Source organism: Bacillus sp. GbtcB14, assembly GCF_019091205.1.
In the GTDB taxonomy this organism is placed as follows: domain Bacteria; phylum Bacillota; class Bacilli; order Bacillales; family Bacillaceae_G; genus Bacillus_A; species Bacillus_A cereus_AG.
The window spans coordinates 84,820-106,780 of the sequence record NZ_JAGXJT010000007.1 but is presented as its reverse complement, the minus strand read 5'-3'; the positions used below and the strand labels follow the sequence as shown (position 1 = coordinate 106,780).

The window sequence follows — 21,961 nt, the reverse complement described above, 5'->3', positions numbered from 1 at the left end:
GTTTCCACTTTATTTTGACTCATCTGCACCACCTACCCTTCTATTCTTTGATTTTTTATCGCCGCTTCAATCTGATCAAAAAACGATTCATTTCGCTTAATTTTGTTCGCCACTTCTTTCCGTTCTTTAGCACGTGCTTCAATTTCTCGTACACTGTCGGGACGCTTGTAGATATCCTCCAGCTTTTTTACTTTTTCACTTTGTGCATTTCGCATAAACAAAGCTTGTATACTTGCAAACTCGTATCTATCAAGAAGTTGTTCTTTATACCCGTTCAACATAATGTGGTATTCTTTTAAACTAATACGCCACGATTGCAAGGTGGGCATATGAAAAAAACGAAAACACTCACCTTGCAAATCATCAATATTTATGCGTACAGGCTTTCGAACGACTTCTGTTGTTCCGCTGTCATCGTCGCTAGAAGTTTCTTCACTGTCTTCTGGAAGAAAAAACTGTTTAGTACAACTGCCTTGTTGTACTTTAAAATTTCATCAAGATCGAGCGCTTCTGCATTAAACAGGGCCTCAACTTCTTGCTGTACCGTGTCATGCGTAATACCTTTTTCCGTATGGATAAGTGCATAGTAAATTACATCTACGAAGTTAGTAATACCACCTTGCATGGCGTTTGAAACGAATTGGAACGGTCCACCCGTTTCATCGATTAATTTAATAGCTTGTAGACAGAATTTAAGCTCATGTTCTTCACCTTTAATTACAAAACGCGTATATGATTTTTCAGCCATTGATACATACCTCCAGTTTGTTTTTTATACAAAATAAAAAAGCGAGTTATAGCCACTCGCTTTATCCTTGTGGTGTCGCTACATCACCTGATGGTGCACCTTCAGGTACTGTAGCGATTGTGCCTTTAGAAAGTTTTCCGTTCAATTTCAATCCAATCGTGTACTTAGAATACTCTTCATTTTCATTAGATAGTTCTAAACTGTTTAACATATATGTCCCAGACTTCACTTTAAACGCACTAGATGTTGCGCTACGTAAATTCACTTCATGAATTCTAACTAACACTTTATTCGTGATTGCTTCTTCCACGTATTCAAGACCCTCATCACCCTCTGTACAAATACCCTCAATATTTGTTGATTGCTTCACATCACCATAATCAGAGCCGCTCTTATCTTTTGTCTTCAGCTCTATTTCTCCAGCTTCAATTGATCGGGATCCTGAAGTTTGGTTAAAAAAACGAACTGTTTTATTTGTTTTTCCATCAGGTTGCGGGATGTCAATCAAATACAGGGTCTCGGCCCCTTTAAACTCAGGTGCATTAGTTTTATTCATTATAGATTTCCCCCTCTAATTCCTAATTGTTATTGTTATAAAGCTCAAGTGTTTTGCCGTAGCATTTTCTACCTCACTTTGTGAGAACGGCTCAAACCCCGATACTTTTGCATATAAAAAACCGATTCGTTCAGGATTCTTTTTTCTTGTGTCATACAAGTCAATTGAATCCTGTTCGAATCGGCTAATTAATTTATCTTGCAAATCATTTCGATCAAAAACTTTATCTGCATACACACCTACTTGAATTAGATGATTACGTGAGAAATTCTCTTTAGAATATCTGTCAATTGTTCCCGACAAATCCTCGACGGTTATAAAAGGTTTAACTTCCCCTGAGACTGAAACACCATCGTATATCCACGTGGTAGGAGCAAACACATCCAACGCTTTTTTTAATGAGTACATTACATCATTCAGCATGATTAATGACCATTTGCTACGCGTTGTACAGTCTGCTTAATATCTTCCACAAATGGTTGCTCGCCTTCAAAAGCTGTTTTACGCATAAAACCTTTTTTAGTTTTGTGCGTAAATTCTTGTACAGCTGCATATATCAGCGGTGAACCATACGTGCCAATAATTTTTGCACCAACTACCATTTTCACACTCGCGGGGATACTTTGAGATAAAGGGCCCCATAATATCGGAGCACGATTTGATGCTTTATTAGCTTGTAAACGTGTATGCTTTTCTACTGTTTGTGCAATTGGTGTTCTGTATTTATCAGGATTATGTGCTCTTAATACATTCGCTTGTCCTTTAACAGTAACTCTTACCCTCATTAAATCACCCTCTTTACAATTACCTCACGACGGTTTACACCACCAAGCCCTCGTTCATCGATAAGCTCGATAACGTAAAAAACACCATTTCGTTCGATTTTTTCTATGTTTTCTATGTCCACATTAAGAGGAAATGTAACTAGCGCCTCTCCTTTTTTAACATCGAGATCAGCGAATTTCGTCTTTTCCACTGATGTGAACTTCTTCCAAACTAATTGAACAGTTTCTTTTCGGGGTTCACCTTGGATTTCTTCTCCTGTAATCGGATCCTTTTCAGATGCACTTTTCATATACAAGACAATCGGTTCCTTACGTCCTTGCTCAATCATTTCACGATTTTCTCGAATCTCTTTAATGTCATCTTCGGTAAGCAATCGCTACACCTCCTCACTGATTAAATAATTTAGACGTGAAGAACATTGTGGATGCGGGCTTATTAATTGATTCATAAGGCTTTCTGGAATGTTTTTCGGATACTTTCCAGCTCCTAAACCGTACGCATCACGTCTCGCTAACTTATAACACATGTGCCGTGAATGGTTTCTGTGACGATGACCATTATCAATAATTTGATAACCTGCCACGATTTCACTTTCTAAACCATTTTGTATAGTCGCTGCACGATACGTATTGTTACTCTCAGAAATAGCGACCCGCTCAATCTTCCATTTCTCGTTGTCGTGTACTTCTTTAATTTTTTGAGAAATCATACTGATACTTTCGCCTTTTAGTACAGCTGGACGAATTACACCACTCAAGCGATCCTTCATATCTCCTGATAAATTCCATACACGATCCGATAAAATCAAGCCGTCTTCTCCAGGTCTTTTTATAGCTCCTTGAATAATTTGCTTATTAACTGCTGTTATAGACTTCACATCCAAACCCGCTTCCGATAACTTTTCTGTGGTCCATTTCGACGTGTTTTCAATCAATCTATGAAACGATTGTTCAGCCTGTTTACGAAATTCTCTTTCGTATAAAGAAAGATCATTTAGCAAGGCATTCAATCTAGTACGTTTTATGACCCCATCCTTCTGGTAGTCATTCAGCAAATCAACTAAAAACAAACGTATTAAGATAATGGCCGTAACAGTATCAGAAACTTGTTTTTCGTGCTCCTCTTTAAATTCTTCGAAAATGGTATCAAGAGCCACATCCATATCTTGTTGAGAATCACTCACGTAATCATCTCCCATCTGCTCGCTTAGCAAATGTTTGGTGTGTACCTTTTCCCCGTCTATATTTCCTATACTTTTTAAGAGCATCCGCTGATAATTTCTTGTAGTTTGCAAAAATCATCGACTTATCAACGGATTCTTCACCATCCGTATAAGAAAAATATCGTGCCGCATCCGCTGCAATCGACTCATAAGCAAGTGAGAGTGCAAGATAAAAAACAGCATTTGCATTTACTTCTTCAGTTAGCTCTGATTCCGTTTCGGCTTCGGCTAGCCAATTTCCGATGTCCTCCGGCGTTACTTTTGGAACTTTCGATAATCGACTTTCCAGCCTTTCTGACACCTTCATTTGGCGTCACCTCCACCTTTATAAATTATCCCATAACACCTGCAGCTTTTAGCTTTGCAAGTAAGGCATTAAAATCCGCTACAAGACCCGGTACATCTGTTGCCGTACTATTCGCTTGCGTTGTTACCTTTTTGTCTGCTTTTTCTTGTAAATCTTTAATAACAGACCCTAACTTAATTTCTTTAGCAATCGGCATCGATTTATTCAACCGTTGAGCCTGATTTTCAGAAATAGCCACATAAAAAACTCCTTTCAAAAAACAAAAAAGGTAGCATGTACACTACCTTTTAAGCCATTGTTTTAGAAATATTGCCAAGAACCGCGATAGATTCTTTTGCGTTTTTGATTTCAAATCCGAATTCACCACGAATGACACGAGAGAAATAGTCTGCACCACTTGGTGTAGCATCTACATCGTAAATAGGCGTTAAATAACGCGCTTTAACCTTTTCCGTGTCAAGAAGTAGCGCACGATCCTTAGGCATATTTAAATCTACTACGACGTTAGAAATTGCTCCGCCAGGTAAATCAGATACAAACGATAAGATTTGGTAACCAGCCGCCGTATCTTGACGCGTAGTACGGATTGTGTCGCCACCTAATTTAGTAATTTGTCGCGCAATATTTGGTCCACATAAAATTGTATTTGCTGAACCGCCTCGAGTGAATACCTGTTCCACGGCATCATTCAGGGGTTTAGCTGTAATTTCGTTCCCTTTAAAGTCTTGTGTATATGACCCTTCAGAACCTGCAAAAGCGAATAATCCACCTGTAGTACGTGGCTGTGTTGGAGAACCTGCATTTCTACGGCCATAAATTAAAGAGTTATTCGCTTCACGAATCATTTCTTTTAGACGTAGGTCTACTTGGTAGTTCAATTCGTTAGACACACCATGTGTATTTACTTGTTGCTGTGTACGAGAAATAGACGCGTATCGTGAGAAAATTTGAGAAAAGTTATGCGCTACTAAGCGGTCATTGATCTCATTTTTACGGAAAGCATCCTCACCTTCTGGTCGCGGTCTTGCGATGACCTTCAGTTCACCACCTGCTGTAATTGCTTCAGCTGTTGTACTATCGTAACCACGTTGTACGGTAATTTTATCTGCATTTTCATCCACACTTACTACACGTAGCACTTCTAAACCATTTTGTACAAGTGCGTTTTCAGTGAATTTACGAGCTTCACCTTTTTCTAATACGATAGATGTAGCCCCGACAGCGGTATCAGTTTTTACAATACCAGTGTCTGAATTTAAGTAATCATTTTGCCACTCAAATTTCGTTTGTGTCAGTGCTTCACCATTTCCGATTAAACCAAATAAAACAGGCGCTTTCGTTAAAATCAAATCCACATTCGCTTGCATTTGTCTTACTTGTTGTTGAAACTCATAAGTAGTTGGTACCGGCATATTATAGCCCCCTCAATTTTTTAAAATTAAAAAACCGCTGACTTTTCGTCAACGATTCGTTATTTCCTCGCTTTTGCGTCTAACAATTTGTTGTAAATACGTGTAACTTCTCCTACAAACCTTGAATCTTTAAACGCTTTTGTTTTTGCTTCTTCCAGTTCTTTCTCCAACGCAAGAATTTCATTAGCTCTCGGATTTGTTCCCGGATTCGCTCCACCAGCTGCATCTGCTCCCACAACTTTCTTAAACATCCAAGGTTTACTCTCTTTCAACGCGTTTACAGCATCTTCAACCCCCTGATAGTTACCATTCTCGTCTAGCTGAATGGAAGACTTATCTAGAAGGGCAAGAACATCACCAGGATCGTTTGCATCTAAAGCACGTGCAACACTCTTGATTTCTGTATTCAAAATACGAGTATTTGCTTTTTCTTGCGCCTTTTGTGCTGCTTCAGAAGCTTCTAACGCTTTTTTGTCCGCTTCTTCTTTCTCAGCTTGCAAACGTTCAACCTCCGTCATTTCTTGCTTTTTACGCTCTTCTTCAGCTTTTTCGAACGCCGCTAATTTCGCTTTAACGTCGTCGTAGTCGCCATATTTTTCTGGGGACTTTTTACGTTCGCGTTCTAAGCGTTTCTTAACAAGTTCATCCAACTCTTCTTGCGATTTAGGCAGATTCGTAGGATCTTCAGGGTTATTGTTCGGATCATCAGGATCACCACCATCAGAGAAAAACTGAAGGTCTAGTCGAAGTGGGAACTTAGGTGTTTTTTGTACTTGTTCTACAAAGAACTTTAATGCTGTAGCTTGTTTTGCGTATTCCATTTGCAAATCCTCCATTTTGAGCCTGTCGGCTATGATTTCCGAAAGTTTATAGCGCCATTTCGTAAGGCAAGTATTACTTCTCGTTATACGGATCCTGAGACTGTCGTTTCAACATCCGCTCTTGCATAATCTCCATAAATTTCTGTTCCGCATTTTCTTTACCACTTCTCGTAATTGCACCCTTAATTGATTCGATTTCGTTAGAAATTTCATCGCCTAGCTGTTCAATAAGTGCTTTTTGATCTTGCGGTAACGGTAAACCAAAAATAATCTTGCTAGCATAATAGTTATCTACTTTTGCTAACATCGCTTTATCGTATTTGAATTTTGGGTCATCCTGTCTTGCTTTCATATAACGCAAAATATACTCATTTAAGGTTTGGAGGCGTGATTGCCATATAACCCATGAGCGTTGTGTTTTTGAAATGATATTACTGAATAAAAGTTGCACGGCCATATCATTTATACCGCCTGTATTCATATCAGCGGTATTCACCATTGGTACTTCAGCTTTTTCATGTAGACGTTTTTGCAATCGGTCCAGATATGCTTCAATGGTTTCTTTAAATCGGAATCCACTTTCCAATTTTTTAGCGCTCGGTTCACCGGTTTCTTCCGCGCCATCACCTAAATCCCATTTAGCACCTGGTGCAACTTGTAGTGGATTCTTCGGATCCTCATCTACGTTCGTCAGCAATGTAATAGCAAACATTTCAAAACGTAGCGCATCCGAGTAATCGGACATTTTTTTATCTATTTCCTCCGACAACTTTATCGTTTTTTCAAGTTCACTATAACCCATACTACGTTTACTCAACTTTTCCGTCGGCACAGGTACCACGGGAATAAAGTCAATTCCCATTGACGAGCGTTTAACCCGTTCTTCTTGTTGTTCTAAATCACCGTTGTATACAGCTTCTTCAATTTCGCAGTCATACTCACCAGTCTCTTCATGCCAAACTAAGTAATACGATAACTTCCACATTTTCGTCTGCTCCTCATCGAGCCACGCAATAAAATGAACCTCTTCCAGCTGATCTATATCCCATTCGCTATACTTCGCAATGACTTCCGTTGATGGGTGCCATATAACTTTAAACTCACCACGTCGTTTATCGTAGTGAAGACGGGCATATACACCAGTTTTGGAAATAGCACGATCTTTTGCCGCTGCAAGTAACTTCTCATGCATTCGGTTGTCGTCCCAAACCCATGTCAATAACCGCTCTTTCGCTTTTGCTCTACTATTTTCGGCTTGTTGTTCTTCACTAGGTTCATAACCTGATTGAATCATAAGCGCCGGATCATCTATCACATCAGGAGGAACTGTTACTTTCGGTTCTTTTTCAAATTGCCATGCTGCAATCATGTTTACAATTTTTTGCGGATAATCAAGTTGTATTTTCGTAGGCTCATAATCTAGATTGTCAGGCTTTTTGTAATCAGACCAAACATTTAGGTCACCATCATACCGCTCATACAAACGTACCTCGGCCATCATTCTTGTCCACTCAGACTCACCAAGCGCGGTACGAACTGGCATTACAATTTCAACTGGATTCATAAAATTCCGATCCCCTTGTACTCTCATTCAAGCCCCTCCTTTCTCAATATCTTGAATTTCCTGTAGTTCCTGCTTTACGTCTTGCACGTTTATACGCAATAGAAAAAGCCATTTGAACCGCATCCGGACCATCGTCATGCGGATGCATCGGATACATTTCAAATTGCTCCAATAAAGCACGTAAATGTTTCATAAATCGTAATTTACCGCTCTGCATATCAGGTAATAACGATTCAATACGTAGTGCTTTTCGTGTACGCTGCTTAATTTGTTTTAATCGAGTCGATGAAGGATACCCTTTTTTCTGTAATGCTTCAGCAACCTTCTCAGCAAACCACTCCTGCGCTTGTTGTGCCTCTACTGCGATTGATTCATATTGATATGCCAGCGTGTATTCTACAGCCTTTTCCAGTAGTGTATTTGGATGTACACGCTCCATAAAAATATCAATAACATAACAAGTTCCTGTTTCCACGTTTTTCGCAATTGTAACTACTACGCTGTAATCACCTTTTTCTTTCCCCATCGCAAAATCGACTGCACCATAATGCAAAAGTTTTTTATCTTTCAAGTCATTTTCAGTACAGTACGTGAAATATTTAGGTTTAAATATCTGTCTTTCTTCATCGGTCGGATTACATAAATACTCCTGGTTAAAAGCTTTCGTCCCATCATCTTCCCTGATTTCCATCAAATCGATGTAAGGAAAGTGCGATGGCCATAACGTTTTTGTACCACGTAGCATTTCTTCTTTGTTCTGCTCGTAAAATTCACGAGCACGATCCGCCGAGTCTCGTGCATCAACCTGACGAATCTCGCGCCATTCTTGCCATAAATCCTCACGCTCTGACCATTGCAAGATTGCCGGGAATGATCTTGATACGAAATCACGACGGTTTTTAATCACGTGATGCAATAAACTGTCGTAACAAACGATGGTGCCCATGTAAATACAAGCACCTTCTTGACGACTTAAACCTGGAAGCAACTCTTCCTTGAACCAACGTTTATTTTTCGCGATTAAATCAACTGTCGCGGTATTTTCTTTACTCTCCAAATCATCCAAAATATAGAGCTGAACCCTTTTGGAACCGTGACGTAAACCACGTACCTGTGTCCCGATACCTTTCGCTTCAACTTTCGTATTTGTTAAAGTAACGAACTCCTTATCGTTATCAACTTCATTTCGGCTTTTTTGCTCATGAAGTAAGATACCGAAATCTTCACGTAGTTTTTCGTTGTACTTTAACTGATCACGCGCCCAAGATATAAAATCACCAGCTACATCCGATGTCTCGGAAATCAAAACAATGTACTGCTTTAATCGATACACGACTTGATGACACAAATAACCGTTACTCAGGTATGCCGTTTTTGCATGCCCCCGTCCTACACTCCAGGCTACTTTTTTCTTTTTCTCCCTACCTGTTGTGATGTCATCCAAAAGTCCGCATAACGTTTGGTGAAACACGGCGGCATCCTCCATCGTTACTCCAGCTGGAATTAAGTTATCAGGATTCTCCGGATTCCCTTCTTCTGAGAAATACTCATACATGAAGTACAGCATGTCATGTTCTGCTCGGTGCACCCTTTGTAACTTTTCTAGCTCATCGATGTCAGCAAGTAGTGTATCCATGTAATATTCTGTAGCCTCACCAGTTTCGTACAACTCCTGTAATTTCTTTGCTCTTTCTGCTACAAGATTGATACGCTCCTGACGTTCTTGACGGGCTAACCATTTACCGTCTATATATGCCATGTAGCCCGCCCTCCTTTTACTCGCCTGTCAATTTTTTTAATTTCTGAAGCTGTTCTTCAATTTCTGCATTTGTACGCGTCGCATTTCCTAGATCACCTTCAATTACTTTCTTATCCGTCAGTAAACCGAATCGCTGCATGTACAATTGCATCGCTTTTACACTCGGTTGCGGGCCTAAAATTAACTGCATTAGTTTGCTGTATACCTGCTCGCGCTTCTCGGCAAGGAAACTGTCAGCTACTTCGCTCTTAAATGCAATAAAGTCCTGGTTCTTAGTTCGCCACTCCCAAAGCGTTGTGCGATTTATACCAAGCTCGTTCGCCATTTCATCTTGCGTCCTTTTTTCCTCGTTGTTCGATTCCATCAACTCGTTTTCTACAAGCAAATACGCTGCTTGAATTTGTTTGGCCGTAAGTTTTTGCTTTAACTCGTCCAACTTAGCCATTGTTTCGCTCCCCTTTCTTCGTGAAATAGAAAAAGGCAACCGATTAGTATCGATTGCCTTGAAATTCGTAAATTCAAACTTTTAAATCACTATATATTTATGGTAAAATTTACTTGTATTTTCATATAAATTTAGAGGTGGTGTATAATCATGGATGGCTGTATTTTCTCAATAGGTAGACTTATAAATGGTACATACCATGCCGCAGGTACCTGTACTTTAATAAATAGGAAAAACACATTAGTAACAGCAGCACACGTAGTTAATGGCACTGATGCAAATCTAGTAATCAAGCTAAATGACAACTTTGACAATGGTTACCAAGATACAACTCGCACCAAATCAGATTTTTATGCTGTTAAAATCGAGCATATAGACACAATAAGAGATGTTTGTATCCTTTCTTTGCAAAGTAAAAATGCCTTCCACTCGCACCTTAAGATTGGAAATTCTGATGAAATATATCCAGGTGATAAAGTTACTATCTTCGGTTTTCCGCACTCCGATTTATGTAGAATTGTTTTGACCCAGCATTCTTGTGAAATTGGCGCAAAAATCCTACTTAGCTCAAAAGCAATTAAATCAAAACATTTAGTACTAAATATTCAGGCACGCCCAGGACAATCTGGAGGACCAGTTATTCGTAAATCGGATAATACAATAATCGGTCTACTAATCGGAGCTTATGTCCCAACAATTGAAGCAGGCATGATTGTTGACGGTATTAATCCCCAAACATTACACCAAACAACTCACGCAGTATCGGCTGAATACTTAGAAAGGATGTTATAAAATGACTACTTTAAACGCATTATTTGAAACTCAAGATTCTTCTGTCTGGCTCAACTCACTACCTACTTATCAAAAAGAAATTGTATCTGAATTATTAGCTTCAAATACTCATGAAGGTGCTGCAAAGGCTTGGCTTGAGGCGTCTATTGGTAATACCTCTCCTTTTAGTGGTGAACAAAAACCAAAAAATGACTATTTCATGCTACTGAAAAAAGAATTATATAAATTATTTTGTGGTGATTCTAGATATGCTGCTCAAAGAGAAGAATTTACTCAATTAATTCAATCACCTGATAATAGAATGTTATTTGTTTCATCAATCTCAGCATTAATTGGTTCACAGGTCGGTTTAGCAGCAAGCTTTGTAGCCCCAGTTATTGTATTACTATTAATGACAATAGGAAAAACTACAGTAAATGCTTGGTGCGAATTAGAAGTCACATCTGTCTCAGAAAAATAATTATTTTAATTTATTTTTGAATCTTTTTAATCCCCCCCGAGTTTAAAAATTCTGGCGGAACGTTACGAGCGCCTGACGGCGACCACTCAAGAATCTACTCCCCCCGGGGGATATAATTTTTTTCCACAAAAGAAAAAAGTCGGAATTACTGCTCCGACTCTTTTTTCTTTTTTGCTCGTATTAACGTACTTTTACTGATTCCAGTTATTTCTTCTACTTGCGTATATGAATGCTTATCAAGTAAGCCTAGTGCGTGCTCAATTTGTTTCTTGTTATACTTCTTCGGTCTACCTTCTCTAAAGTCTGTACGTTGTTTAGCGATTGCTTTACCTTCTTGTGTTCGTTCAACTATCATGTCACGTTCAAATTCAGCGAACGCGCTCATTACATTAAAGACCAGTCTCCCTGTAGGTGTATCCTCTATCAGCCCCATGTTAAGCACGTGAACCTTCACACCTTTTTCAAACAGTTCTCTTACAGTCTGTATTGCATCGACAGTTGAACGAGCAAAGCGATCTAGCTTAGTAACTACCAGCGTATCACCTGACTCCAGTATCGAAAGCAACTCCTTAAACTTAGGACGATCAGCTTTAGTACCAGTGAACTTCTCTGAATAAATTATAGTGCAACTTTCCTTCTCCAGCGTTTGAATCTGTGATTCTAAATCCTGATGAATCGTACTTACCCTCGCATATCCATATTTCATTCATATCAGCCCCTTTTCGGAGTCAACTAATGAAACTAAGTTATGACACCGTTTGATACCTTGATACTATCACATCGTCAAAACGTTGTCAAAACCTTTAAGTTATGACTATAATTATTTTCGGGAACTCAAAAATCAATTTTAAAACTTATCTTCAGCAATGCTCGGCTATCAAATCATAATTACCAACATCGAGCCAAATAGAAAGTTTTGTCATTTGATCGAACACTATTTTTTTATTCTGAAGATCTGTCGAATAAGGTACAGGAAATTTAACTTGATTGCAATCAAATGGAACCTTCACACTAAATTGGCCTAAAGTCGCTCCAGCATCATTTTGTAAATATATATATAATCTAACTAAGTTTTCTGGTCCAAAAAAAGGGCCAAAGTAGGCTTTTTGTCTTACTTTGGAAGATAAATTAAAGTTACAAGTAGCATAAATATTGTTGTTATTATCATAAGGCGTAATTGAGACAGTAATGTCTTCTAAAAAAATCGTGACATTCGTCCAATCATTACCTTCAAAAATATCCGCCCACCAACCGCTCCATGTTTTCGTATTTCGAGATCTAGTAGGTGTGATACTACCGTTTAAAAGACTATTTTGAACATACTCCATAAAATGCACCCCCTGAATTGACTGCAGTCTTATTATATGAATGTGTCTTTGTCTTAGGAAATAGGCATTAAAACATTTTATAAATGGCACAGCAATTAGGGGTAACAAGAAATCATCTTTATGTCATTCCTAAATTTTGATGACAATAGAGAGGCTGTAGCCCCCTGAGTTTCAAAGACCCTTCTCTCTCAGCGAGCTCGGCTGATAAAAACACTCATCGGTTTCACCTTTCGTGTTGCCGACAGTTAGATAACTACTACAGTAGTCATCTTAGTTTCTACTTACTATATGCGCCACCATCAGTACAATCCAACGGGCATAGAAAAAGCCAGGATACCCATGACGAGGTTCCTGGCTTTTGACATTATGAATATATGGAGGATATGTACACAAAATACCTATCCTAGCATAAATTGTACCTATTGCAGGTACCTCTTGTCAAGCCCCGTACAACTTTTTTATAAGTTTCTTCATACCAACCATATCACCATTAATATTCATGTGTATCATATCTACAGCTTGTTTACATCTTGTATAGTACACAGTCTCTGTTATATTCATCGCCCGCAGTGTATTCCTTCTAGGAATTTTGTACACATACCGAGCAAGCACTATATATTTCATATTCTTCGGTAATTGCTTAATCGCCTGATCCAGCACAATCTTATTCAAACGACCATCGCTTTTCCCATCCTGTGCACTAGGTCCCGTAAAACTAGGCGGTGCATCAGGGAAACGGTCACCTACAGCCAGTGATTCGTAATTCTCCAGCCATAGTCGTATTGTCTTCTTTGAAACATAGCCATCAATTCTGGTCATCTCCGAACCTCCTGACTCAGAAAATCAAACCCCTAAAGCAAAAACCTTAAACCATTAATAGTATTACATACTATATAACTATTAATAAATAATACTATATATATAATATATAATTATTAGTTTTATATTTATATTATATATATAAGGTATATTTTTTTAAGGGGGGGGCTTTTTTATTTTCTTTTTCTTTTTTAAGTACTGGAGTGTATTAGACCCCCTCCAAAAGATTTTTCTTTTATATATTTTTATTTTCGTGTAATCAGCTGTGAATCTCCGAATCTCGAAACACGTGCCACACTGCTGTTGTCTCATAACCACTTTCCAGTTAGGAGAAACTATTCTTAGTTCTAAATATCCTTATAACATCTCTTGAATATCCGATGTATTGGTTTTAATATCAATTACTGTTCGAGAATACAAAAAGTTATGCTTTATTTTTGCAGAATTTTTATGATGGTAAATAGCTATATCAGGATTATCAAATTCTTTAGTATCAATTGGATAATCCGCATATGGGTTTAAGAAAAGACTTGTTCCATCTAATAATGACTCCCGATATTTCGCATGCGGTTCAGAATTTATAGTCCCCACTGTATCGTAATCATTATATTTATACGTGTTTACTATAATATCTTTACTTTTGTTTGTTGATAATGCTCGCATTTTACCTGATGTAGCTATTGGATTAAAAATCACACCACTTATAAAGCTGTACTTATCATCATTAAATAATCCGATTGGGATTTTACCACCTGTACTTTTTTTAGTAATATGGTCTGAGAACTCCCAATATGGCATATCACCTCTATATTCAGCCTTTGTTAAACCATACAGAACTCTTTGTATAGCTCCCGTTCCTTGTAAATAAAATAGTGGTTGCTCAAAACTACCAATTGCTAATATAAATGGCTTCTCTTTTACATGCTCCATCTTTGAATACCGTTCTTCGTACTTACGGCATTTCGTGCTTATACTATTAGCTATTCTTTCTGTTGCCAAATGAATAATCTCACTGTGTATTTCCTCATGAGATTTACCACTCTTATATAAACGATTCAATTCTTCAATTCTTTCATGTTCGGGAGTTCCATTATCAGGATTCTTTGTTGCAACTGCTTCAACTAAAAATTCTTTTTTTGTTTTTCTAGATTTCAAATAAAAATCTGGTGCATCATGAGAATAATCAGTTATAAAACCTAAATTTTTAAAAGAAGCGTGTAAATATATTTCCCAAAATGATGAATTAAAGGTTGTTTGAAATTCTTTTACAAATTTATTATCACGATCTTCGAAACCTATACACCAATTATTGATTACTTTTCTTAAATCAGCGTCACCTTTTATATTCTTAAAATTCTCATGCAATGCACTTTCTACAACTTCTAAATTAAATAAGTCCATGTAAAATTCTCCTTTTCAAATAAATTCAAACTTTAGAGCACCAACATTATTATAACACTATATTTAAAGACCTTATTGATATCCTAAATAGGCCCACACTATACATAAGCATGTAATAACAGACTTGTCACAAAAAATTTGGAACATCGATTTGTAAATTTCTTATTTCCTCAGACGTCATGTTCCTCCCTCGCTTTCTGTATTGTGTCTCCTATTTGCTTGATTCGTTTTTTAAATCGGTGCATTAAATCATTTATTTTCCCTATTTAACTTAAAATAATATGCACTAGATTTAAAGTTCTTTAAATTCTTATAACCAAAATATGCATTTTTTGTTATGATTATATAAATGATATCCATGGAGGTTTTCGCATATATGGCCATTTCAACTGAAGAGAAACTAGTAGATTACATACAGGACAAATTAGACAGTTATTTAGGGGATTTTAACTGTGATTTAAACAATAGAATATTGAAATTCTATAAAGGTATTCCTACCCCTTTAAATGAACTATTTGCTTTTTTTCATGACAACTTTAATAACTTACTAGATTTTTTCAACACAAAACTACAAAAAGGTAGACACTATAACGCTAAGCAAAGTGTAGAATTATATACTTTAATAGCAGATTTACAAAAAATACAGGACAATCTAATTGATACGCCATTCGATTTTGAATTAGATTCTTACTACAGTGAGACCTTTAGAAGCTTTAAAGCATTTTTACAGACCAGTGGTGGTACTACAATTCCACTCTACGTTCCGCCTGTTAAGGTACAAGAACTCAATCCTATTTTCACATTAAAAACTGGATTAAAAGTCGAACGACCTACCGGTGTCCTTACATTTCCTACGGAGGAAATTGGTGTAGGATCATACGCGACTGTATACAAGTTTACAGATCCACTTTATAATAAAGAATTTGCCTATAAAAAATCGCATACTACTTTAACAATAGAAGAGAAAGTGCGTTTTTATAGAGAATATGAGGTAATGAAAAACTTAAAATCACCTTTTATTCTTGAAGTTTACACCTTGGATAAAGAGCAAAATTATTACTTAATGGAATACGCTGATGAAACCCTTGCAGAGTATATTGAACGACACCATGGTCTTGAAAATGTAAATGAAAAGCTTATGTTTATTCGCCAAATTTGCAAAGCATTTCACCAAATACATAGTCAAGATGTTCTTCATAGAGACATTTCACCCAATAATATACTCATAAAACATTTTGATAGTACAAAAATTGCTAAAGTTGCAGACTTTGGTTTAGTAAAAATGCCAGAAAGTCAACTTACACGTTTCCCTACAGAACCAAAAGGCTCTTTCAATGATCCGCAGCTGTGGCACGTTGGATTTAAATATTATGAAATACATCACGAAACATACGCGTTCACAAGACTCATTTATTACATATTTACTGGAAGAATCGATGACGGGGTGTTTAATAATCCCTTTTTTGAAAAGTTCTTCAAAAAAGGTACTAATTACAAAACTGATCAAAGGTACACTAATATACAAGAATTAGAAACAGCCTTTTTTAATAACGTTGTTCCATCACTAAAAGATTTTGGGATTTAACTAATCCCTTTCTTCTCTAAAAACTGTCTCGCGTTATCCGTAAGCCGATAATAATAAACGTTTTTATCGTCTTTCGTGACCTGCTCCAGTAGTCCTAACTGAGAGAGTTGTCCCAGCCACGTATCGAACTGCGTAGCCGGGATTTCTCCTCCTACCTGGTGCATCGCTCGTAAGATTGCTTCCGAACCTTTCACTCAATACCACGTGTTTTCACGATTTCCAGTGCTTGTTGCTCCGTAAAACCTTCTCTCACTAATGAATCAAAGCGCGCTCTATACAGCTTGGACAGTTCATCGAAATATTTTATTTGTATAGGCATCATTTGAATCATGTTGTCCAGCATCATCTCAAATTCGACATTCGTATATTTTTTTATTGGTTCGCTCATCTTAGCGCCCCTTCAAATGTGATTCGATTTCCGCTAAAACTTGGTCGATTCCTTCAGGACTCAGTACGAGTTTCCCACCAGCTAATTCAATATTTTGATCAGAAACTTCACCAGTAATTTGGCAAGAACAATTAACATTATATTTTTGTAGAATAATAGATTCACCATCTACGAAAATCTCCATTGGATCCTTTTCCTGAATACCTAATGTACGACGTAATTCCATTGGAACTACAATTCGTCCTAGTGGGTCAATGTTACGAATGATACCTGTTGATTTCATTTCTCTTCAGCTCCTTCTCTTTACTTTTTAATTGTTTCTGTGATGCTTGCTAACCCGAAAAATATTACACAGATAAACCACGTTGTCCAAATCGGATATTCGTATATAAGCTCCACCCAATCGCCCCTAGTCTTTATTAATGAGAATGATAGCCGGTCCCTCAACTGTAATACCAGCAACTTCAATCTTTTCATGGGGACATACTTCTACTGACGTAACACCATCACGTGTTTCCAGTTCTTCACTTAAGTCTTTTGTAGACGTATTTTTCATCTTTATTCACCATCCAAAATGACACTGTATTCATCATTAGCTACGAAAAAATTACCGAATGTATCTCGTCCAGGGAATCCTTTTTTCGTAGCTTGTACGATCTTGAGTTTTGCGTTACATTTATGGCATTTCGTGAATTTGTTATCCTTGTACTCGTATTGATTGCCGCGGTTCCCACACATGCAGCACTCGTAACGTGTACGATATCTTGGATTACCTTCTTCGTCATACTTAATACCTGTTTTCCAATGAATCGGATCCGCTTCTTCCTTTTTCTCTGCTTGATCTGGTGCACCGAGATCGTCTTTTTTCTTTGTAATCTTAACAACGTCTTCCATAGGGAACGAGCTACGATTTTCATCAATGATTGGAAGTTTACGAGTCTGCTTATCATTCGTTATATTAGCAATTGATTCACGAATTTCTTTATGCGTAACACTTAAATCAGGGATTTTATGAACGTCTACTTGTGCCATTACCGTTGCTAATGCTGACACATCCACTTTCGGTTTATGTTTTTCAACAGTTTTTAAAAGTTCCGCTGCTGTATTGATAAAGGATAGTGTATCCGGTTTTTTTTCTAACTTAAGAGCGGCTGGTTTCACATCAGAGTCATAAAATTCTACATTTGTTTTCAGTACCGGCTTAATCTCGACGTAATCTCTAACACCTACAAAGCTGGAGACACCGCCGCGAATATTGTTTTTAATAAAGTCGAAAAAGACTGTAGTTAATGCATTTACGTTTGCTTCTTTATTTAAGCGATCAAATCCATACTCATATAGCATTGCGTGAATTGCTTCATGGAGTACGTTTTTCATTTTCCCTTCATGCTTTGTTACGTTATCCGAAATCTTGATATATTGTTGGTGATACGTTACTTCAGCGATTCGTACCTCACCATTTTCTCTTTCATCAATCCACCCTTTTACTACTTCCACATCGTAAGGCACGCTACCAATCATTAACTGTTTAGGTATATTCATATAACGTCATCCCCCTTTAGTTTGGTAAATTTTTTTCAAGCTCCGTTCGTAATTTATCTCGTAACCACTTAAACTCTAAGTCTTTTTTATCGATCTTCTCCTGGATTACTTTTGCTTGTTCCTTTGTATAACATTTACGGAAACCGTTGTATAATTTCGAAATTTCTTTCTGCAGCTGTCTCATTTCGCGGTTCGAATAATAACTTACAAATTCCGTTTTACAGCTTGGACAAATAAAGTAATGCTTGTCCACACGGTTCGGTAAACGTGCTGTGAGCATCTGGACACGAAACACGTGCTCACACGCTTCACATTTCGCTTTTACGGGTTTCATTTTTCTCCCTCTTCTTTCGAATAAAACATAAAATTATGGATACACTATTTGCACATCAAGATTTTCATCCATGACTGTAGTTCTCTCTAAATGAGCAGTTAGCTTTTGCTAGCTGTTCATTTATTTTTTATTCGATCTGTTCAGTAAGACGTACGATTTTTCCTAACTTTGTCTTTTAATCCACACTCTTCAACTCCCTGTTTCGTGGTACATACCATTTATGGACTTCAAAATTTTCTTAGGCAAATTTAGATTTTTCACATCAGATAAATCTTTTTTATTTAAAGAAAACCACTCACCGTTTAATCTTTTGCTACTAAAATACTTGTGTAGTAGCTTCTCTGTAATATCACCATTTTCACTGTATATAATATGAACAATTTTTATATCGAAGGGTAATTTAACCCCAAACTGCATTAGTCTTTGATCCAGTTTTTTAGTCGAGCCAATTTTAATAGCACCATATAATTTTTCTATTATTAGATATACAAACTTTGCATTTGCATTTTCATGGAATGCCAAAGTACGCTTTCTAGTTGGACTCGTTTCAATTTCTTTAATTAACTTATCAATAGCTTTAAAATCATCCTTAGGTACAATTGCACTCTGTACCTTTTTTATTTGAGCATACATAATCTCTTCGGAATTATTATGCTCATTAGACATTACATTATATATAGAGTCTATCCATCCACTTGTCTTTTCAAATTTCTTTTTTTTATATCTTTTTGAGCGATATTTTTTCGCCAAATATTTTAATTGCGCATCAGATAAAGAACTTAGTAATTCTTTTAATTTTAAACCTTTATTATTATTCATTTTTTCACCTCATTACTCATTCTCCCCCTTGATGAACTAATTTATTTAAGATACTTATATCTACTTCTTCCTGAAAAACTCCCTTTCTATTCAAAGAATTATTTGTTGTGTTTTTATAAAAATTAGTCATTCCAGCTAAAACTGATGTAATGTTCGTAGTATGATCCACCTAAAATGTTCTTCTTTTCTTCTGCCTTAAATTCAACTTTCACACCATCCATTAATTCTTGTAGCTTTTCCGTGAATATTTTTGAATGCATAATATGCTTGTCAGGATTTTCTTTATGAATTTGATATCTAAAGCCTGAATATCCATTTGAAGCACTTTCAGTTATTACACCTTCCAGTTCCTCCGCAAATTTCAATACCTTTTCATCAATGACTTTTTCCTGGAGTTCTTTCAAATTCACTACTAAGGACATTTCTAATCTCCCTTTCACCCAAATAAGGTTTTTAAATATGTTAATTGTCTCTTCAATACGCATATCGTATAATGATAATAAAAGGAGGTACTTATGATTGAATTTTTAAAATCTAATATAATACCAGTCACAGCATTATCAATCTCTATCGCAACTTTCATTATTACATTTAAAAATTTTTGGAGAAATCGTGCCAATATTGAATGCATTCAACTAGAAAATAGTATGGCAGTCGTATTAAAGCCAGATAGAATTGATACCAAAACACCTGATGTATATTGGGATAGTGATTATAGAGTTATAATGGATGTAATAATTACTAACAAAAGCGCATTACCTATTTCTATTATTGAGTTCACATTAAATAACACGTCTAAGTTCAATTCATATAGTAAGCCTAGCCCTGAATATAACGTTACTATACAACCTGGAAAGCAAGAACAAGACGGCATTATTCATTACGCAGAAGAGGAAATACTATTTTTCCCAATAGAAGATTCATGGTTACAACCAGTTATTGATATCCCTCCGTATACATCCTTAAGAGGTCATTTACTATTTCGCTTTAACGATAAGAGCGAAGTACATATCGGAAATAACATGTTAGAAGTAATTACTTCTAGAAAAACTTTTTCTTTTCAGGTAAAGATAACTAAAGAAGCTCTATCTGCCATTCCATTACCAGATCTAGTTCTTATTGCTCGTGATGGAGACTATTAAAGAGGCACTTTAAACCTTTAATACAGCTAGTTCATTCATTTTTGTTCTAGCTCCTTTTCTCTCATAATCTTTCAATTTATTCAGAAACAACTTTGTCTTTCGGGAAAATTGGAACCTTACCTTTAAACCTATACCCCATTCTTTCCATTTTCCCACGGACACCTAATGCACTTTTCCCTAACCTATCTGCAATGACATCTATGCTGTATCCACGATTATATAAATCCACAATTTGTTTGACTTCTTGCTGTGTATATTTTGTATGGTTACCTATACGCACGGGTCTAGCTTTAATTTTCAATTCCATTAATCTACGTTTCACAGAACCCTCGGTACGTTGTAAGCGTGTTGCGATTTCTGGATAAGTATAGCAGTATGCATTTACTAAGCTTTTAAGCAACAAATCATCGTCTTCGCTCCATGGTTTCCCGCGTTTTTTTTTGGCCACTAGATCCGCATTACGTTTCTCTGTCATCCAATCGGGTTCAGGACCGAAAATACCAGGTTCAATTCTAGAAAAATCAACTACATATTTATGTGTTTTTAACCACTTCCACAAATCACGGTAATACACAACTTTTACTTTTTGTTCTGCTGAAAATAACTTAAGCTTTATAGGAAAACCGAAGCGCTTGCCCCAGCCTTTTATACAGTTATAATCGACACCTATAACCTCAGAAAGCTTCACAATAGTAATACCATCAAAATGCAATCGAGCATCCCCCAAACCTATGCGTTGCGCTTTTAATTTGACAGCATCAACCGAACGTCCAAACCTTTTAGCCATATGCTTGATGCTGTACATTCCCCAATATTGTTCCAAATACGCCAATTCTTCTTTCTTCCATAACGTGTATCTTGCCACCATTCCACCTCCCTTTTAGTACCCGGATGCCTGACGATCATGATTGATTTTATTTTTTTCTATATACGCGTTATAAATCTCAATAGCTGAAAATCCAAGTGCCGCACCTAAGTATGCTAGGTCATTCATCAACGTCATATAGTGTGCTGCAGTCCACAATTTGTTTTCATATAAATCATTAAATACATCGATAATCTCTGTTTTCGAGTGTCCTTTGTTTGTACGTACTACAAACACATCGATATATTTGTTCCATTCACGTTCTAATCCAATCGATAATGCGAAGTGGAGCGCGTCTACAAATTCCTCTAACAATGGATTGTAGTACTCCTTGTCCTCTTCCATCATCTGACCTTTATTACGTACATCTTTTGTGATCGGTTTGTTATTTTCGCTCCAAAACTTATGACCGCGCCATGCATGAAGTAGCTCACTTAACTCATCACGAAATGCTAACTTCTTTTCCTGAAACAATGGCACGTTTTGTAAACCGTGTTTTTGCACAACCTTGTTATCAAGCTCTTTTTGAAGCTGGAATAAATGGACGATATTCATTTCTTTTCACGCTCCCCTTTTTTAAACTTATCCGTAAAGATCTTTACCAGTTTTTCTACACCCGCGCCTGTTACGTAATTAACGAATGGTGCCGTTTCTGCAAATTTTAAAGAATCTTGTTCTGGTATCCCTGCACGCACCAACTTTTCTTTTACGGCTTCAATAATTTCTATCCTTTTCTCGTTCTTACTATTGAACCTCGCCTCCACTACCTTTATGGCCTCATCCTTATAACAACTGTGATTTTCCATGTAGTAATACACTTCTTTCCAGAATGCGTTGTCCTTTACTACAGACATGTCAATCACTCC

General features: G+C 36.9%; 33 protein-coding genes. 4 read left to right on the top strand and 29 right to left on the bottom strand.

Translation table 11 applies throughout. The features are described 5' to 3' along the window. Positions 1–32: 32 nt before the first annotated feature. The 14 genes from KVT31_RS20865 to KVT31_RS20800 all read right to left on the bottom strand — a co-directional run bounded on the left by KVT31_RS20865 (position 33) and on the right by KVT31_RS20800 (position 9,620). Positions 33–281, bottom strand: coding sequence for a hypothetical protein (locus KVT31_RS20865; protein WP_217563214.1), 249 nt, complete (start codon positions 279–281; stop codon positions 33–35). Between the two features lie 89 nt (positions 282–370). Beyond that, complete coding sequence (locus KVT31_RS20860) at positions 371–748, bottom strand: tail assembly chaperone (protein WP_217613598.1); 378 nt, start codon at positions 746–748, stop codon at positions 371–373. A 61-nt stretch (positions 749–809) separates the two neighbouring features. Continuing rightward, the gene (locus KVT31_RS20855; protein ID WP_217563217.1) at positions 810–1,304 is read right to left on the bottom strand and encodes a phage major tail protein, TP901-1 family; all 495 of its coding nucleotides are present in this window, start codon (positions 1,302–1,304) and stop codon (positions 810–812) included. Between the two features lie 15 nt (positions 1,305–1,319). Beyond that, complete coding sequence (locus tag KVT31_RS20850; RefSeq protein ID WP_217613597.1) at positions 1,320–1,727, bottom strand: hypothetical protein; 408 nt, start codon at positions 1,725–1,727, stop codon at positions 1,320–1,322. 2 nt (positions 1,728–1,729) lie between these two features. After that, positions 1,730–2,089: a hypothetical protein gene (locus KVT31_RS20845; protein WP_217613596.1), complete on the bottom strand. Its 360-nt coding sequence runs from the start codon at positions 2,087–2,089 to the stop codon at positions 1,730–1,732. Further along, complete coding sequence (locus KVT31_RS20840; protein ID WP_217613595.1) at positions 2,089–2,463, bottom strand: hypothetical protein; 375 nt, start codon at positions 2,461–2,463, stop codon at positions 2,089–2,091. The genes KVT31_RS20845 and KVT31_RS20840 overlap by 1 nt, the downstream gene beginning before the upstream one ends. A gap of 3 nt (positions 2,464–2,466) precedes the next feature. Next, positions 2,467–3,273, bottom strand: coding sequence for a hypothetical protein (locus KVT31_RS20835; protein ID WP_217613594.1), 807 nt, complete (start codon positions 3,271–3,273; stop codon positions 2,467–2,469). A 4-nt stretch (positions 3,274–3,277) separates the two neighbouring features. Beyond that, positions 3,278–3,619, bottom strand: coding sequence for a hypothetical protein (locus KVT31_RS20830; protein ID WP_217613593.1), 342 nt, complete (start codon positions 3,617–3,619; stop codon positions 3,278–3,280). A 25-nt stretch (positions 3,620–3,644) separates the two neighbouring features. Next, on the bottom strand, positions 3,645–3,857 hold the full coding sequence (locus KVT31_RS20825; RefSeq protein WP_217563241.1) for a head fiber protein: 213 nt from the start codon (positions 3,855–3,857) through the stop codon (positions 3,645–3,647). A gap of 49 nt (positions 3,858–3,906) precedes the next feature. Continuing rightward, entirely contained in the window at positions 3,907–5,031 is a 1,125-nt protein-coding gene (locus tag KVT31_RS20820) for an SU10 major capsid protein (protein ID WP_217613592.1), read from the bottom strand. A 59-nt stretch (positions 5,032–5,090) separates the two neighbouring features. Then, complete coding sequence (locus KVT31_RS20815; protein WP_253631358.1) at positions 5,091–5,852, bottom strand: phage scaffolding protein; 762 nt, start codon at positions 5,850–5,852, stop codon at positions 5,091–5,093. 73 nt (positions 5,853–5,925) lie between these two features. Next, positions 5,926–7,443: a phage portal protein gene (locus tag KVT31_RS20810; RefSeq protein WP_217613590.1), complete on the bottom strand. Its 1,518-nt coding sequence runs from the start codon at positions 7,441–7,443 to the stop codon at positions 5,926–5,928. A gap of 16 nt (positions 7,444–7,459) precedes the next feature. Continuing rightward, on the bottom strand, positions 7,460–9,175 hold the full coding sequence (gene terL / locus KVT31_RS20805) for a phage terminase large subunit (RefSeq protein WP_217613589.1): 1,716 nt from the start codon (positions 9,173–9,175) through the stop codon (positions 7,460–7,462). A gap of 16 nt (positions 9,176–9,191) precedes the next feature. After that, positions 9,192–9,620, bottom strand: coding sequence for a phBC6A51 family helix-turn-helix protein (locus tag KVT31_RS20800; RefSeq protein ID WP_001086032.1), 429 nt, complete (start codon positions 9,618–9,620; stop codon positions 9,192–9,194). A 150-nt stretch (positions 9,621–9,770) separates the two neighbouring features. Between KVT31_RS20800 and KVT31_RS20795 the strand changes: the two genes are divergently transcribed. Continuing rightward, on the top strand, positions 9,771–10,412 hold the full coding sequence (locus KVT31_RS20795; protein WP_217613588.1) for a S1 family peptidase: 642 nt from the start codon (positions 9,771–9,773) through the stop codon (positions 10,410–10,412). A gap of 1 nt (position 10,413) precedes the next feature. Next, on the top strand, positions 10,414–10,872 hold the full coding sequence (locus tag KVT31_RS20790; RefSeq protein WP_217563224.1) for a hypothetical protein: 459 nt from the start codon (positions 10,414–10,416) through the stop codon (positions 10,870–10,872). A gap of 145 nt (positions 10,873–11,017) precedes the next feature. Here KVT31_RS20790 and KVT31_RS20785 read toward each other — a convergent pair whose 3' ends face one another. The 4 genes from KVT31_RS20785 to KVT31_RS20770 all read right to left on the bottom strand — a co-directional run bounded on the left by KVT31_RS20785 (position 11,018) and on the right by KVT31_RS20770 (position 14,420). Then, a complete protein-coding gene (locus KVT31_RS20785) occupies positions 11,018–11,578 on the bottom strand; it encodes a recombinase family protein (protein WP_217613587.1) in 561 nt (186 codons plus the stop codon). 154 nt (positions 11,579–11,732) lie between these two features. After that, positions 11,733–12,200, bottom strand: a complete 468-nt coding sequence (locus tag KVT31_RS20780) for a hypothetical protein (RefSeq protein ID WP_217563227.1) — start codon at positions 12,198–12,200, stop codon at positions 11,733–11,735. A gap of 438 nt (positions 12,201–12,638) precedes the next feature. Beyond that, positions 12,639–13,019, bottom strand: a complete 381-nt coding sequence (locus KVT31_RS20775) for a hypothetical protein (protein ID WP_217613586.1) — start codon at positions 13,017–13,019, stop codon at positions 12,639–12,641. Positions 13,020–13,376: 357 nt separating this feature from the next. Further along, on the bottom strand, positions 13,377–14,420 hold the full coding sequence (locus KVT31_RS20770) for a hypothetical protein (RefSeq protein ID WP_217563210.1): 1,044 nt from the start codon (positions 14,418–14,420) through the stop codon (positions 13,377–13,379). A gap of 376 nt (positions 14,421–14,796) precedes the next feature. Here KVT31_RS20770 and KVT31_RS20765 point away from each other — a divergent pair, with 376 nt between their 5' ends. Then, positions 14,797–16,005 carry a protein kinase domain-containing protein gene (locus KVT31_RS20765; RefSeq protein WP_217613585.1) on the top strand — a complete coding sequence of 403 codons (1,209 nt, stop codon included), beginning with the start codon at positions 14,797–14,799 and terminating at the stop codon, positions 16,003–16,005. Here the strand turns inward: KVT31_RS20765 and KVT31_RS20760 are convergent. The 8 genes from KVT31_RS20760 to KVT31_RS20725 all read right to left on the bottom strand — a co-directional run bounded on the left by KVT31_RS20760 (position 16,002) and on the right by KVT31_RS20725 (position 19,510). Next, positions 16,002–16,199, bottom strand: coding sequence for a hypothetical protein (locus KVT31_RS20760; RefSeq protein ID WP_217613649.1), 198 nt, complete (start codon positions 16,197–16,199; stop codon positions 16,002–16,004). The genes KVT31_RS20765 and KVT31_RS20760 overlap by 4 nt on opposite strands. Next, on the bottom strand, positions 16,196–16,393 hold the full coding sequence (locus tag KVT31_RS20755) for a hypothetical protein (protein ID WP_217613584.1): 198 nt from the start codon (positions 16,391–16,393) through the stop codon (positions 16,196–16,198). Before KVT31_RS20755 ends, KVT31_RS20760 begins: the two co-directional genes overlap by 4 nt. Before the next feature lies 1 nt (position 16,394). Beyond that, positions 16,395–16,676 carry an AbrB/MazE/SpoVT family DNA-binding domain-containing protein gene (locus KVT31_RS20750; protein ID WP_217613583.1) on the bottom strand — a complete coding sequence of 94 codons (282 nt, stop codon included), beginning with the start codon at positions 16,674–16,676 and terminating at the stop codon, positions 16,395–16,397. A 126-nt stretch (positions 16,677–16,802) separates the two neighbouring features. Continuing rightward, complete coding sequence (locus KVT31_RS20745; RefSeq protein WP_217613582.1) at positions 16,803–16,949, bottom strand: BC1881 family protein; 147 nt, start codon at positions 16,947–16,949, stop codon at positions 16,803–16,805. A gap of 2 nt (positions 16,950–16,951) precedes the next feature. Beyond that, positions 16,952–17,935, bottom strand: coding sequence for a hypothetical protein (locus KVT31_RS20740; protein ID WP_217613581.1), 984 nt, complete (start codon positions 17,933–17,935; stop codon positions 16,952–16,954). A 16-nt stretch (positions 17,936–17,951) separates the two neighbouring features. Then, positions 17,952–18,269, bottom strand: coding sequence for a transglycosylase (locus KVT31_RS20735; RefSeq protein ID WP_217613580.1), 318 nt, complete (start codon positions 18,267–18,269; stop codon positions 17,952–17,954). A 189-nt stretch (positions 18,270–18,458) separates the two neighbouring features. After that, positions 18,459–19,088 (bottom strand): GIY-YIG nuclease family protein, encoded by a 630-nt coding sequence (locus KVT31_RS20730; RefSeq protein ID WP_217613579.1) that lies wholly within the window; start codon positions 19,086–19,088, stop codon positions 18,459–18,461. 122 nt (positions 19,089–19,210) lie between these two features. Beyond that, entirely contained in the window at positions 19,211–19,510 is a 300-nt protein-coding gene (locus KVT31_RS20725) for a hypothetical protein (RefSeq protein WP_088112983.1), read from the bottom strand. A 93-nt stretch (positions 19,511–19,603) separates the two neighbouring features. On the opposite strand from KVT31_RS20725, the gene KVT31_RS20720 reads away from it, so the two are divergent. Further along, a complete protein-coding gene (locus KVT31_RS20720; protein WP_217613578.1) occupies positions 19,604–20,230 on the top strand; it encodes a hypothetical protein in 627 nt (208 codons plus the stop codon). 76 nt (positions 20,231–20,306) lie between these two features. Here KVT31_RS20720 and KVT31_RS20715 read toward each other — a convergent pair whose 3' ends face one another. The 3 genes from KVT31_RS20715 to KVT31_RS20705 are packed head-to-tail and all read right to left on the bottom strand — an operon-like array spanning position 20,307 to position 21,949. Further along, on the bottom strand, positions 20,307–21,098 hold the full coding sequence (locus KVT31_RS20715) for a hypothetical protein (protein WP_217613577.1): 792 nt from the start codon (positions 21,096–21,098) through the stop codon (positions 20,307–20,309). Between the two features lie 12 nt (positions 21,099–21,110). Further along, on the bottom strand, positions 21,111–21,650 hold the full coding sequence (locus KVT31_RS20710) for a dUTP diphosphatase (RefSeq protein ID WP_217613576.1): 540 nt from the start codon (positions 21,648–21,650) through the stop codon (positions 21,111–21,113). Beyond that, the gene (locus KVT31_RS20705; RefSeq protein ID WP_217613575.1) at positions 21,647–21,949 is read right to left on the bottom strand and encodes a hypothetical protein; all 303 of its coding nucleotides are present in this window, start codon (positions 21,947–21,949) and stop codon (positions 21,647–21,649) included. Before KVT31_RS20705 ends, KVT31_RS20710 begins: the two co-directional genes overlap by 4 nt. Positions 21,950–21,961: the final 12 nt, after the last annotated feature.

Excerpts from the sequence above, each read along its gene's own strand:
- KVT31_RS20865 (WP_217563214.1), bottom strand. The coding sequence starts at position 281 with ATGTTGAACGGGTATAAAGAACAACTTCTTGATAGATACGAGTTTGCA.
- KVT31_RS20860 (WP_217613598.1), bottom strand. The coding sequence starts at position 748 with ATGGCTGAAAAATCATATACGCGTTTTGTAATTAAAGGTGAAGAACAT.
- KVT31_RS20855 (WP_217563217.1), bottom strand. The coding sequence starts at position 1,304 with ATGAATAAAACTAATGCACCTGAGTTTAAAGGGGCCGAGACCCTGTAT.
- KVT31_RS20850 (WP_217613597.1), bottom strand. The coding sequence starts at position 1,727 with ATGCTGAATGATGTAATGTACTCATTAAAAAAAGCGTTGGATGTGTTT.
- KVT31_RS20845 (WP_217613596.1), bottom strand. The coding sequence starts at position 2,089 with ATGAGGGTAAGAGTTACTGTTAAAGGACAAGCGAATGTATTAAGAGCA.
- KVT31_RS20830 (WP_217613593.1), bottom strand. The coding sequence starts at position 3,619 with ATGAAGGTGTCAGAAAGGCTGGAAAGTCGATTATCGAAAGTTCCAAAA.
- KVT31_RS20820 (WP_217613592.1), bottom strand. The coding sequence starts at position 5,031 with ATGCCGGTACCAACTACTTATGAGTTTCAACAACAAGTAAGACAAATG.
- KVT31_RS20815 (WP_253631358.1), bottom strand. The coding sequence starts at position 5,852 with ATGGAATACGCAAAACAAGCTACAGCATTAAAGTTCTTTGTAGAACAA.
- KVT31_RS20810 (WP_217613590.1), bottom strand. The coding sequence starts at position 7,443 with ATGAGAGTACAAGGGGATCGGAATTTTATGAATCCAGTTGAAATTGTA.
- terL (WP_217613589.1), bottom strand. The coding sequence starts at position 9,175 with ATGGCATATATAGACGGTAAATGGTTAGCCCGTCAAGAACGTCAGGAG.
- KVT31_RS20800 (WP_001086032.1), bottom strand. The coding sequence starts at position 9,620 with ATGGCTAAGTTGGACGAGTTAAAGCAAAAACTTACGGCCAAACAAATT.
- KVT31_RS20795 (WP_217613588.1), top strand. The coding sequence starts at position 9,771 with ATGGATGGCTGTATTTTCTCAATAGGTAGACTTATAAATGGTACATAC.
- KVT31_RS20790 (WP_217563224.1), top strand. The coding sequence starts at position 10,414 with ATGACTACTTTAAACGCATTATTTGAAACTCAAGATTCTTCTGTCTGG.
- KVT31_RS20785 (WP_217613587.1), bottom strand. The coding sequence starts at position 11,578 with ATGAAATATGGATATGCGAGGGTAAGTACGATTCATCAGGATTTAGAA.
- KVT31_RS20780 (WP_217563227.1), bottom strand. The coding sequence starts at position 12,200 with ATGGAGTATGTTCAAAATAGTCTTTTAAACGGTAGTATCACACCTACT.
- KVT31_RS20775 (WP_217613586.1), bottom strand. The coding sequence starts at position 13,019 with ATGACCAGAATTGATGGCTATGTTTCAAAGAAGACAATACGACTATGG.
- KVT31_RS20770 (WP_217563210.1), bottom strand. The coding sequence starts at position 14,420 with ATGGACTTATTTAATTTAGAAGTTGTAGAAAGTGCATTGCATGAGAAT.
- KVT31_RS20765 (WP_217613585.1), top strand. The coding sequence starts at position 14,797 with ATGGCCATTTCAACTGAAGAGAAACTAGTAGATTACATACAGGACAAA.
- KVT31_RS20755 (WP_217613584.1), bottom strand. The coding sequence starts at position 16,393 with ATGAGCGAACCAATAAAAAAATATACGAATGTCGAATTTGAGATGATG.
- KVT31_RS20750 (WP_217613583.1), bottom strand. The coding sequence starts at position 16,676 with ATGAAATCAACAGGTATCATTCGTAACATTGACCCACTAGGACGAATT.
- KVT31_RS20745 (WP_217613582.1), bottom strand. The coding sequence starts at position 16,949 with ATGAAAAATACGTCTACAAAAGACTTAAGTGAAGAACTGGAAACACGT.
- KVT31_RS20740 (WP_217613581.1), bottom strand. The coding sequence starts at position 17,935 with ATGAATATACCTAAACAGTTAATGATTGGTAGCGTGCCTTACGATGTG.
- KVT31_RS20735 (WP_217613580.1), bottom strand. The coding sequence starts at position 18,269 with ATGAAACCCGTAAAAGCGAAATGTGAAGCGTGTGAGCACGTGTTTCGT.
- KVT31_RS20730 (WP_217613579.1), bottom strand. The coding sequence starts at position 19,088 with ATGAATAATAATAAAGGTTTAAAATTAAAAGAATTACTAAGTTCTTTA.
- KVT31_RS20725 (WP_088112983.1), bottom strand. The coding sequence starts at position 19,510 with ATGTCCTTAGTAGTGAATTTGAAAGAACTCCAGGAAAAAGTCATTGAT.
- KVT31_RS20720 (WP_217613578.1), top strand. The coding sequence starts at position 19,604 with ATGATTGAATTTTTAAAATCTAATATAATACCAGTCACAGCATTATCA.
- KVT31_RS20715 (WP_217613577.1), bottom strand. The coding sequence starts at position 21,098 with ATGGTGGCAAGATACACGTTATGGAAGAAAGAAGAATTGGCGTATTTG.
- KVT31_RS20710 (WP_217613576.1), bottom strand. The coding sequence starts at position 21,650 with ATGAATATCGTCCATTTATTCCAGCTTCAAAAAGAGCTTGATAACAAG.
- KVT31_RS20705 (WP_217613575.1), bottom strand. The coding sequence starts at position 21,949 with ATGTCTGTAGTAAAGGACAACGCATTCTGGAAAGAAGTGTATTACTAC.